The 11,977-nt window shown below is 30.2% G+C and carries 8 protein-coding genes and 2 pseudogenes; 1 reads left to right on the top strand and 9 read right to left on the bottom strand.

Annotated elements, in window-relative coordinates; genetic code table 11:
* Window position 1 precedes the first annotated feature (1 nt).
* Window positions 2-1,326 (top strand): annotated as a pseudogene (locus HMPREF2852_RS00890) (relaxase/mobilization nuclease domain-containing protein).
* Between the two features lie 16 nt (window positions 1,327-1,342).
* On the opposite strand, the gene qatD reads toward HMPREF2852_RS00890, so the two are convergent.
* The 9 genes and pseudogenes from qatD to HMPREF2852_RS00850 all read right to left on the bottom strand — a co-directional run bounded on the left by qatD (window position 1,343) and on the right by HMPREF2852_RS00850 (window position 11,962).
* Window positions 1,343-2,074 (bottom strand): Qat anti-phage system TatD family nuclease QatD, encoded by a 732-nt coding sequence (gene qatD, locus HMPREF2852_RS00885; RefSeq protein ID WP_070605212.1) that lies wholly within the window; start codon window positions 2,072-2,074, stop codon window positions 1,343-1,345.
* Window positions 2,067-3,353 (bottom strand): Qat anti-phage system QueC-like protein QatC, encoded by a 1,287-nt coding sequence (gene qatC, locus HMPREF2852_RS00880; protein WP_070605209.1) that lies wholly within the window; start codon window positions 3,351-3,353, stop codon window positions 2,067-2,069. The genes qatD and qatC overlap by 8 nt, the downstream gene beginning before the upstream one ends.
* Window positions 3,350-4,117 (bottom strand): hypothetical protein, encoded by a 768-nt coding sequence (locus tag HMPREF2852_RS00875; RefSeq protein ID WP_070605206.1) that lies wholly within the window; start codon window positions 4,115-4,117, stop codon window positions 3,350-3,352. The genes qatC and HMPREF2852_RS00875 overlap by 4 nt, the downstream gene beginning before the upstream one ends.
* 18 nt (window positions 4,118-4,135) lie before the next feature.
* Window positions 4,136-5,956, bottom strand: a complete 1,821-nt coding sequence (locus tag HMPREF2852_RS00870; RefSeq protein ID WP_070605204.1) for a KAP family P-loop NTPase fold protein — start codon at window positions 5,954-5,956, stop codon at window positions 4,136-4,138.
* A 174-nt stretch (window positions 5,957-6,130) separates the two neighbouring features.
* A pseudogene (locus HMPREF2852_RS10210) lies at window positions 6,131-6,351 on the bottom strand (helix-turn-helix domain-containing protein).
* 180 nt (window positions 6,352-6,531) lie between these two features.
* Complete coding sequence (locus HMPREF2852_RS00865; protein ID WP_070605199.1) at window positions 6,532-7,368, bottom strand: nucleotidyl transferase AbiEii/AbiGii toxin family protein; 837 nt, start codon at window positions 7,366-7,368, stop codon at window positions 6,532-6,534.
* Window positions 7,365-7,952 carry a type IV toxin-antitoxin system AbiEi family antitoxin domain-containing protein gene (locus tag HMPREF2852_RS00860; protein WP_070605196.1) on the bottom strand — a complete coding sequence of 196 codons (588 nt, stop codon included), beginning with the start codon at window positions 7,950-7,952 and terminating at the stop codon, window positions 7,365-7,367. Before HMPREF2852_RS00860 ends, HMPREF2852_RS00865 begins: the two co-directional genes overlap by 4 nt.
* Before the next feature lie 311 nt (window positions 7,953-8,263).
* Window positions 8,264-9,631, bottom strand: coding sequence for a 23S rRNA (uracil(1939)-C(5))-methyltransferase RlmD (gene rlmD, locus HMPREF2852_RS00855; RefSeq protein WP_070605193.1), 1,368 nt, complete (start codon window positions 9,629-9,631; stop codon window positions 8,264-8,266).
* The gene (locus tag HMPREF2852_RS00850) at window positions 9,632-11,962 is read right to left on the bottom strand and encodes an ATP-dependent DNA helicase (RefSeq protein WP_070605190.1); all 2,331 of its coding nucleotides are present in this window, start codon (window positions 11,960-11,962) and stop codon (window positions 9,632-9,634) included.
* Between the last annotated feature and the right edge of the window lie 15 nt (window positions 11,963-11,977).

Below are 11,977 nucleotides of genomic sequence, written 5' to 3'. Positions count from 1 at the left end.
AATTACAAAAATACATCCTATAAAATCAACTCTAAATTTGGCAATAGACTACATTCCTAAGAGTGAAAAAACTGATGAAAAGGTCTTGGTATCTTCATTCAAATGACACCCATCTACTGCCCATATTCAGTTTATGAAAACACGAGAAGACAATGATACTAAAGGAATAGTTTTGGCTAGACATTTAATTCAATCTTTTCTGCCAGGAGAGGTTGATCCTATAAAAGCTCACGAAATTGGAATGGAATTATGCAAGAGAATTTTAAAAGAAGATTATGAATTTGTTCTTGCAACTCATATAGATAGAGGACATATCCATAACCATATTATTTTTAATAATGTTAATTACAAGACTGGTAAGTGCTACCAATCTAATAAAAAAACTTATCATAAAATCAGGTATCAAAGTGATGAGTTATGTAAAAAAAATAAGCTTTCAGTCATTGATGAATATTATGAAGCTTACAAAAGAAAATATAAAACTGCTGGTAAATCTTGGTACGAATATGAGCAATTTAATACATGTACTTCTTGGAAAAACAGACTTCAATTTGACATTTATCATTTGATAAAATAGTCTAAGGATTGGGACGATTTTCTAAAGAAAATAGCTGATCTTGGCTATGAAATTAAGTATGGCAAACACATTGCTTTTAAACCGAAAGATAAGCCGAGATTTACAAGATCTAAAACAATCGGAGAAGATTATACCGAAGAAAGGTTAAAAGAACACATTGCAGAAATATCGTCTATTAAAACCCCTACTGTCAAAAAACGCATTGGCAATGTTATTGATATGAACACTAATGTGAAGGTAAAAGAAAGCAAAGGCTATGAATATTGGGCAACCAAACATAACCTTAATACAATGGCTGAGTCTGTTATCTTTCTCAGAGAACAAGGTATTAAATCCGTTAAGCAACTTGATGAGTACATCCAAAAATCAGCCGATGAAAGGCAAAATTTACAGGATAAAATCAAGGTTATTGATAAGGAAATACAGGAGCTTTCTGCTACTATGGAACAGGTTCATACTGTTAAAAAATACAGGGCGTACTACAGGGAATATAAGGCAAATCCGTCTGACAAGACATTTTTTGAAGAGTACAAAGCTCAGATTGCCCTATACGAAAATGCCCTTTCAGAACTAAAAAAGTCCCATTCAAAGCTGCCAAATTCAAAGGATATTTTAGATAGACTTGATAAATTGCAAGAAAAAAGAATACCCTTATGCAAGAGTATTCTTCTACCAAATCCGATATGAAAGACCTTTTTCAAATCAGAAAAAATTATGAGAAATATATGGGTAAGGAGATAGAGAGGTAACTGATTTCATTATAAATTACAAGAGAATTTTTCTAAAATTCTCTTGTAATTTTGCATAAATAAATTGTTTATCTAACTCTTTACTAATATGTAAATATTCAATAATATCATTCATAAAAGAGATATTATAAGTTGTATGAAGTCCATCCGTGAATGGAGCATCGCTTTCAATGACTATTCTATCAATCGGAATCATATTAATAATATTTTTTCCGTTTTGACTCTTTATCATCTGTTGATTTATAGAGAAAAAATATCCTCTAGATATTGCAATTTTTAAATCTCTTAAATTACCAGTGTACCAATGCAATATTACTCTTCCCTCAAATCCATCAAGAATCTTTAGGCAGTCCCTTTCTGCTTTTCTTGTATGAACACTTATTATCTTTTTTTTATCAGACTTACATAAATCAATAATCTGTTTAAATACTTCTTTTTGTTTTTCTATATTTCTAATATTTTTTACAGAATAATCCAAGCCAACCTCTCCAATATAACTTGTTGTTTGAAAGAATTTTTTAAAGGTTCTAATTTGGTCATTATATTGTGCCGCCAGTTCTGGATGAAATCCCAATGCTAATCTTATATATTTATAATTCCAGTTCTCTGCATAATATTTCTTATATAAATCTGGTAAATTAGTAACTGCAATCGTATAAGACTTCTTATCCTCAATATATTTCAAAACTTCATATTTATTTTTATATAAATCAAAGTGCATATGCATATCCATATAAAAATCAGTCATCCAATTCCTCCAAATATGTTTTTAATTCCTCCATACCTCTAATATACAAATTCGTATAATCTTCAATATTATCTTTTATTGCTCCACTAGATTGAATGGTCATAAAAGCGTACTTAGGATTAAATTTTCTTAACCCTAAACGATAAGAATTTAAACAGGTTCTAGAAACATTACCTCCAATGAATTTATTATCCCTATAAGAACTTTTATCTACAATACCTGCACGCATAACAGCTGCTTGTCTTATTACACAAGGCAAACAGTAACCACAATGTCGAGCTTCCTTTTCCTTTTGCATTCTACCATTATCTGGATGTGAACAAGACATTGTATTCTCTAAATTTTTTTTAACAAAAGGCTGATTTTTACAATCCAATAGCATTTCACCTTTTGTTTTGAATTGATATGGATTAACTAGCTTTACTTTGAGTTCAATTAAATCTAACAACTTTTGAAACAAACTCATATAATGCGGGTGTGTTGTTCTCGTGCTACTAGTACCTATTCGAGAAAATGTACTAGGAATATTTAGTGAAATAAATCCATTCTCTGGTATAATCAGATGAACTTGCTTTCTCAAACAAGATGCAACTGCTAATGCATGAGAGAAAAACATAAAAGAACGTGTTCTTGTAGTGTCTTCAACACCTGATACAACCTTTGCATAATACTGATGAAAATCTCTTGATTCTAATGAATATTGATTAATAAACTTTTCTTTAAGAATATCTTGAAATTCCTTTGTTCCTTTCCCCCCACCATAATGACTCACAAATAAAGTTTTATCACTATTACTTTCCAACAAATCAATTGCACCAATGAGCGAATCCATTCCACCTGAAAACATACAAATTTGATCATAGTTTTTTATTTTTTGTTTTGATTTTTCCCATTTATCGTAGTTTATCTTTTCCTCTTCAGATTGCTCTCTTCTTCTAAAAATAAAAGTCCATTTATCTCCACTTAAAAAATTCAACATTTCCTCAAGTGTTGATTTTGCATTTTGCCACATATCATATTCTAAAATAGGCATAAATACCGAAAACTCTCTACTCCATCCATCATGTGCATTTTTTCTTAAACATAATCTATCTGCCGAAAAAACAGCCATAGAAATGTAAAGCAAATCTAACGCTTGTTGACTATACCAATAAGGTAACTTATTTTTATTCTTCCAAAATGTATACGAAAAAGAATTGAAGTCGAAAAAATCAACATTTGTTGCTTGTTCATCAACTTTAAAAGTATCTTTTTTATTTATGCGACAAACTATTTTCATAAGATTCCCTCCATAACTTTCAAACAGCATTCATGCATATCTCTAATTGTAGATGAAATATTTTTGTTTATTATATTACCTTGCTTATTAAACTCAACATCTACAATTCCCATAATCATATCTTTAAATTCACATTCCATAGCATATGAATCATCCGCATTAGTTATATACATTTCTAATCGACTGCCTAAATCCTTCATCATAGTAATCCAAATATATGCACCAACATATTCCTTTAAAGCTTCATGCATTAATTCAAATGACATATTATTAAGACAGTCTATATCCATCGAATTATTTTCAACATAATCAAATACTTTAGACAGAGCTGCTTGTGTAGCTTCCTTTGCCACGATATCTTCTTTAGTGCTTGAATTTGGTGCAATTACATCTACTAACCCAGAAAAAATCTCCTCTACAGATTTACCTTCATATTCAATACCAAGATTCTTAAATGTTACTTTTACGCCATTAGTAAAAATTCCATTAAAAAGATTCCCAAGATTTCCTCCGGCTTTTCTTCCAGAGTATGCCTGTGAAGCCATGTTTCTGGATCCACCAGCCGCTCTAACATACTGGCGTGCAATATGCTTTGCAGAACCGTACGTACCTCCACTATTGATATACTTTGACATATCTGACTTAACAGTTTTCCATTTGACTGGTTTCGTTACATCAGTGCCTTCATCTTGATTAGGGTTATAATCTTCTGGCAATAAGGGATTTCTATCATTCCTTCCATTGAAAATACTTGATGTTCCCATAATCACCCTCCTTTTATACTATTTTTCTAATAGCTTCTCTATGCTATTTTGTAATCCAGACTTATTCTTATCCCATTGAGATGCTATCTCTAAAATTTCTACTTTCTTACTCATTTTATCTGCATAATCAGCTATATAACTTATACAACCGAGATTAATTTGCGATCCACTAAACGATTGTAAATAACTAAGAGTATCATTGGTTAGTTCTGTTCTTTGCTGCGCAAATAGCAAAAATGATTTCATCAGTTCTTTGGATATTGTTGTTTCAGCTATCATGGAAGAATACATGGCTTCAAGAATTGCAGCCGCATCAGAGTCTGATATATTTGCAACAGATTTAATAGCTTGTTGAATTTTAACATCTGATTTTGAAAGTAGTTGTTCCAATATTTCTTGTGCTGCTGGCGAAAGAAAAGATGATATACGACTAATTTTTTCATCCAATGAAGTTCTCGTAAAGTAAAAATACGTATTAAGATTTTCCTCAGATAATTTTGGATTTATTTTACACCAATTTAAAAACCAATTATCTTCCTTCCAAATTTTCAACTTATCGGTTTTTTCAGGAGTACCATTCTCAAACAATTCTAATTCCTTACTTAAACTATTATCTGCTGCCATCTCGGCTATTTTATTAAAAATTCTAGGTTTTATATATTCCAACATCATTATCTTTGCAAGAATTTTTCTATCCAGCTGCTTATTCTTGTAAGAAGCCATTTGCAATCTCATATACATGGAATTCAAGAATCGTTTACACTGACGAGGGTTTCCATGCAATCCATTAGATAAAACAAATGCTAATTGATTTGCAATAGAAAGTGATTCTACAATATTTGAGTAACCATCTTCTTTATCAGAAAATAAAGTTATAACTGATTCAATCTTAAACCTCTCGAAATCCTCTTTTTTCTTCTCAACTATCCATGATAGAGCCTTTTGAAAATCGTCTTCTGGTAATTCTGATTGCAAAAGCAAGCAAGCAATGTAAATTTCTACCTCCTCTGCATTTAATTGTGGAATGCGGATGGGATACTGTATCAATTTTTCAAGATATTCTTTTCCAATATCAATCTGAATACCTTCAATATCTTTAAATTTACTTTTAACTGCATACGAAATATGACGCTCGTCAGCGCCTATAACAAAAGCGACTTTTCCCTCAAAAAGAAATAACTTTATCGCTTCAAGCGTTTCTAAAATAGTATCTGGTCTACATCTATCCAATTCATCTATAAAAACAACTAAACGGCTGATTTTCGTTTTTTCCAATAAAGACGCAAATTCTTTTTGAAACTTTTTAATATCTTCACGTAATTCTTTATTGTTTAATTCATTTTCAATATTAGATTGAATTTTTTCTAAATTGGTAACTTCTATTTTTTCTTGAGTGCTTTTTAAAGCTTGGTTTATTGTAATACCAAGTAAAGAACCAATTCCCCCTGTCACTAGAAAATCAGTCCCATACTTTAATACACCCTTTACCAATTTAAACTTATCAACACTTTTATATAGACCTTTAATAATACCTTTAGCCTCGTCAGTTAAGTTTTTTTCTTTGCTTATCTCATCAAGAATAGTGCCTAATATCGCCGTTTTTGCATCTTCGTAATTTTCAAATAACCAACCATTAAATACCAAGCACTTTATTTTATCATCTTCTTTAATCAAACATTCTTTACACATATACATCAGACTTGACTTTCCACTTCCCCAATCGCCATATACTCCAATACTGGCAGGCAAAAGAGTATCATCTGTAATAATACTTTGAACCGTTTGTATTAAATAATCATAATCCAGAAAATCAAGTTCCGTTTCACTATCTTTCCACATGTGTTTACCTCCTAGCCAGCAAAAAGGTCAATAAACTTTAACTTTTTATCTTCCATTTTCCGCCTCATTCATTTATTGCTACAAATATATCTATGTTATCGACATAAATAACAGCGTCTAAAAATCCCTTAGATAATCCCTCTAGCTCCTGAAAATAAATCTATGACTGTAAACTTAGACTCCCATTCTCCTTACATCTTCAATAATTACGCACTCCATAATATCTTCAATATCACAATCCAAAGCATTGCAAATCCTAAGCAAAACATCCGTAGTCACATTTTGCCCATTCTTCATTTTATAAAATAAACTTTTACAAATTTTGCTATTTTCATCAAGTTCTTTTTGTAATATTAATTCTATTAGTTTTTGAATAATCTTTTATAACTAAAAATTCTCTATATACCCTACATTGAAAATTAATATTTATTATATTATACCATTAAATGTCGGTTTAATATAAAAACGTTCTCATTAAAATGCATTTAAGTTTTTAAAAAGAAGTAGATTAATCTACTTCTCATACTTAATATTTTCTTGTCTATAATTTCCAAACAGTGTCTGGAATATTACATCTAATTAATTCTATTTGAAATAATTCTCACTACACCAACAACCTTATCAAACTTCTGATCTCCAATATACTTATTTTCACTGAGATATACATCCCACAAGGATCTTAGGTATGAATCTTCTTTTATGTCCTTGATTATTTCCTCATAGTCTTTGATTATCTCCTGACTTCCTCTTTTGTCGGAAGTTCTTTCTATTGCTTCTTTTAAAATTTTATAATCTATCTCATCTTTTTTTAATTTGTAGGGGGTATACAGGTCGTAAAAGTCTCTCATTCGTGTTGTTGTTATATTTCTTCTGATTATGGTTTCATATTTTTCTGCGAGAATTGTTTCTAATGGATATGCCATTATTTTTATATCTTCTTTGGTAAATATACATGGATAGGTGTATTCTATCTCTTTTGGTGTTATTGCATCTCCTGTTGTTAGGTCTAGTTTCATTGGATTTTTAGTTTTTCCAACATTTGCTATTAGTGAAATTCTAAAGTTCTCGTACTCATCCTCTTCTCTAATATAACTAATGTCCTTTATTTCAAATCTTATTCCATCATCTACATTGATATTTATAATTTCTTCTATTATTTCTTTTATTTTTTCTTCTTTTAGTGCTATGCCTTTAATGGTTGTATCCATGTCCATAGTTGTTCTATTTTCAATTCCAATTAAGGAAGATATTAAGAATCCTCCTTTTATTACAAAATTATTTTTGTAATTTGATTTAGATAGCCTTTCTAAAAATCTTTCAAAAAAATATATTTGCAAAACTTCTTGCGACTTCAGATTTTTCTTCTCTGCAAGACTTCTTATCTTGCCCTTTATACTCTCGATATTAATCATGATAATACCTCCATGTATTTTCTAATTTCATCTTCTATTTTAAATAGTCTACCGTATTTTATTAATCGTCTTAGGTTTTTATTTGGTGATTTAAAGTATCTTTTTATTGCTTCTGTGAAAATTTGCTTATCTATTTTTTCTCTGTCAATTATGATATCGCAAACCGTTCTTTCAATATCATAAACTGGTATGAGATTGCCTTGTGGTGATTTTATTTCTGTCTTTCCTATTTCGTATAAATCTTTTTTTACATAGTGAACTTGTAGATCTTCGTACCTCTTTTTGATATGGCTGGCATTGTAGCCTTGGGGTACAGATATATGAAATACATTTGGAGTCCTATCGGATAGGTCGTGAAGGTAGAGGGCTGTTTGATGGGAAAATATAATTCGATTACTATTTGATGATATTAAAATAAAATCGTCTATAACTTTTCCTTTTAATTGATATAGTCCCGGTCTTAATCTTTCTAATTGTCCGATTTTTGTTAATTCTGATAAATTATGCCTAGTATATCCAAGTTCTTCTGCTTCTTTGTTGGTGATTACTAAATTTTCTTGTATATATTCTTTAAGCGTATCCATAGTCTGCCTCCTCTCGTTTACGCTTTTATTATATGTTATAAAAGCGAATATGTAAAGTTGCTTATGAGTTTTCCATTTTTTGAAAAAGGATGTAACGAAATATTACTCCCTTTAATAAAAAAGAGCAGCCTTTTAAGCTACTCTTGTAGAAAGTACAAAATGGGTTAATTATATTTTTGTGTCTCCTCATACCAGTTGCAAAACTACTCTTACATACATGTAATTTTTTTGAGTCTTTTTGACGTATCCTTCTTCATCTTTTTCAAATACAAAATGCTTATAAAACTGCTTAAAATGCAGGATTTCTAAATTTACATCTTTTGTATCAACGCTATAGTCTCCACATGCCTTGACCTAGGGAATTGGTCGAAGGCTTGGTATTTTTTTATTTTGTAGCCGCTTTTTATGAAGATTTCTAGGTCTCTTACTTGGGTTTTTGGGTTGCAGGATATGTAGACAAATTCTTCTGGAGCTATGTCTATTATTTTTTTGATTGCTTTTGGGTGAATGCCTTCTCTTGGTGGGTCTATTACTACTATGTCGTATTTTCCTTTTACTAGGTCTATTTTTTCTAAAACATCTCCTGCTATAAAGTTTATATTTTCTATTTCATTTTCTTTTGCATTATCGAAGGCTTTTTCTACTGCTTCTTCTATTATTTCTATTCCCATAGCTTTATTTGCGGATTTTGCAAATAGTTGAGTTATAGTTCCTGTTCCTGAATATAAATCTAGGACGTTTTTGTTTTTATCTACATTTGATAATTCTATTGCTTTTTGATAGATTTTTTCTGCTGTATATACATTTGGTTGGAAAAATGAAAATGGGGAAATTTGAAATTTTAAATCGTTCATTTTTTCTTCTATATATTTTTTTCCAAATAAAAGTTCGATTGAATCTACTTTTACTGCATCTGACAAACTATCGTTAATCACATGATAAATTGAAACAATTCTCCCCTTGGTTTTTGCATTTAAAAGATTATGGGCAAATAAATCTCTTCTCATTGGATCAAAAGATTTGTCTGAGCTTGTCACAAGGACTACCATTATTTCTCCAGTGTGAAGTGCTTTTCTTACTATTAAATTGCGCAAAAGTCCTGTATGAGCTTTTTTGTGATAAAAACTTGTATTTTTTTCTCTAAAATATTTTTGTACATGTTTTCTTATTGTTTCAAAATCGCTATCAACTATATTACACCCGTCTGTATCGACAATTTCATAAAATCTATTTTGCCTGTGAAGTCCCAAAACAAGTGGCCCGTCCTTGTAAGAATCCCCAAAAGTGTATTCCATTTTATTTCTGTATTCTTTTATTTTTGGACTTCTAATGATTGAAAGATCTGCAATATCAATATGAGAATTTTTCAAAAGTTTTTTTATCATATCATGCTTTAATAAAAGCTCTGTTTCATATCCCATTTTTTGGTAAGAACAACCACCACAAATTCCTGCATGAGGGCAAAATTCTTTGGCATTTTCTATTTTGGATTCTTCCAAAACTTCCATAAATTTTCCTTTTTTATTCTTGCCCCTGTTTTTGGTTATTTTTACTCTTACATTTTGTCCCAAAAGTCCGCCCTTAAATTGGACAGTCTTTTCTTCGTCAATTTTTCCTATAGAAATATTTGGATAAGACATATCTATTATTTCTACATCTTTTATTGGTTTTTCTCTCATTTATTCTCCTCTATTCCAAAATCTTTCAATCAAGATTTTTAATTCTTTTTTATTTTTTACTTCTCTTATATTTGACCAATGTCTAGGATAAAGCCTTCTGTACTTATCCCACAAAAACCTATCATCTACCAAATAAATTATTCCCTTGTCTTTTTCTCCTCTGATTAGCCTTCCTGCTGCTTGGAAAATTTTATTTAAGCCCGGATAGGTGTATGAATAATCAAAACCATTGTGAGAAATTTCGTCAAAATGATTTTTTATTAAATTTCTCTCGTCGCTTACTCCCGGCATTCCAACTGAAATTACCATTGAGCCAATTAGCCTATCGCCTTTCAAATCAACTCCCTCAGAAAAAATTCCACCCAAAACCAAAAATGCAGTTTTTTGGCTTTCGTAAGTGAAATTTTGCAAAAATTTGTGTCTTTCTATCGGGGACATGGACCTTTCTTGAACTAAAATTTCGTCATTAAAATTATCCTTGTAATATTCATAAACATCCGTTAGATATGAAAATGAAGGGAAAAATATAAAATAATTTCCTTTTTTTGCACTGATAAATTCGTGGATAAGGTCAGCTATATCCATTAAGTTATTATTTCTATCTTTATACCTAGTAGAAATTGGGCTTGCAAAAATGGCAAAATTTTTCTTATCAAAGGGCAAATCCAAATGAACTTTCAAACTATCATCTGCTCCAAGCATTTTTCTATAAAAATCCATTGGAGAAAGAGTTGCAGAAAAAAATATGCTTGCCCTTGCAAGTTTATATTTCTCTTTTAAAACTTTTGAAGGATCAATGCACTTGATTTCATAAATTTTTTCCATAGAATTTTCATCATAGGTCAATGTTTGATAAAAACCCTCCCTAAAATTATCAGAAATTTTTAGATGATGGTTTATTTCAAAAAACATATCTTCTATTTTATCATAATCTTCTCTTTTTTTATCCTTTATCAAAACTTTTTCCAATTTTTTTGATAAAGCCATGAGTTTTTTGTCAAAATCATCATTATTATCAGTCGAATAATAAAACAATTTTTTCCCATAATTTTTATACATCTTTTCAAATTCATCCAAAATTGAATCAATTGATTTTATAATTTTCAAATCCTTTTTTATATCCATAGATTTTCTTAATTCCATAAAATCAGAATCAACAAAATTATGGGAGAACATCTTTCTTGACCTTTCCAATAGATTGTGAGCCTCATCAATTAAAAACAAATATTCATCAAGACTATCATCAAAAAATCTTCTCAAATAAACATTTGGATCAAAAACATAATTATAATCACAAATTATTATGTCGCAGTACAAGGAGATATCAAGCTCAAACTCTAGGGGACAAAGCCTGTGTTTTTCCGAATAAGAAGTGATGATGTCATAGTCCATTATGTCCTCATTTTCCAAAATATCTTTTAGTCCATCATTTACCCTATCAAAATGCCCCCTTGCAAAAGGGCAAGATTCAGGGTTGCAAGAAATTTCATCATTTAAGCAAATTTTCTCTTTGCTTGTAATAGAAACTGCCTTGATCGATAAATTTTTTTCTTTCAACAAATACAAAGATTTTAGAGCTTCTTTTGCCGTTGTATTTTTTGAAGTTAGGTAGAAAATTTTGTCGGTCAAGCCTTCTCCCAAAGATTTTACAGCAGGAAAAATTGTTGAAATAGTCTTTCCAGTTCCAGTCGGAGCATCTACAAACAAATTTTTCTTATCAAGAATCGCCCTATAAACAGCAACAGCCATCTTCCTTTGCCCTTTTCTGTAACCATCATAGGGAAAAGTCAAATTATTTGCACTGATATTTCTTTTTTCAAGGTTTTTAGATAAAATTTTTGAGAAATTAATATATTCTTTTAATAAATTTATGTAAAATTCATAAAGCTCGTCAAGACTTTTTTCCTTTTCAAAAGTTTTTGTCTTATAATCATCTAATGATACATAAGTTAGCCTTATAGTAATATTTTTCAAATCATTTTTTACACCATAAAAATACCCATAGCAAAAAGCTTGAGCCCAGTGTAGTTTATTTGAATCATCCAATTTGTCTAGATTTCTTGTGGTAGATTTTATTTCGTCAATAATTATTTTGCCTTTCTTTTTCAAAAGACCATCAGCCCTACCCTCAACGTGAAATTCCATATCATCAATTTTAGTAATGTTTTTAAGATAGAATTCAGCTTGGTAATTTTTATCATAAGATTTTTGAATTTTTTGATGGGCCTTGATTCCTTCGACCATCCTATTATTGTCCCTAAAGGAATTATCAATATCCCCACTTCTCATAACAAATTCTATAAGTTTTCTAACAGAAGTTTTTATATACATTAAATCACCTTAGTT

It is taken from the genome of Anaerococcus sp. HMSC065G05 (genome assembly GCF_001812365.1).
In the GTDB taxonomy this organism is placed as follows: Bacteria; Bacillota; Clostridia; order Tissierellales; family Peptoniphilaceae; genus Anaerococcus; species Anaerococcus vaginalis.
Note: the sequence above shows the minus strand (reverse complement) of the source record. Positions and strands in the feature narration are given on the sequence as shown.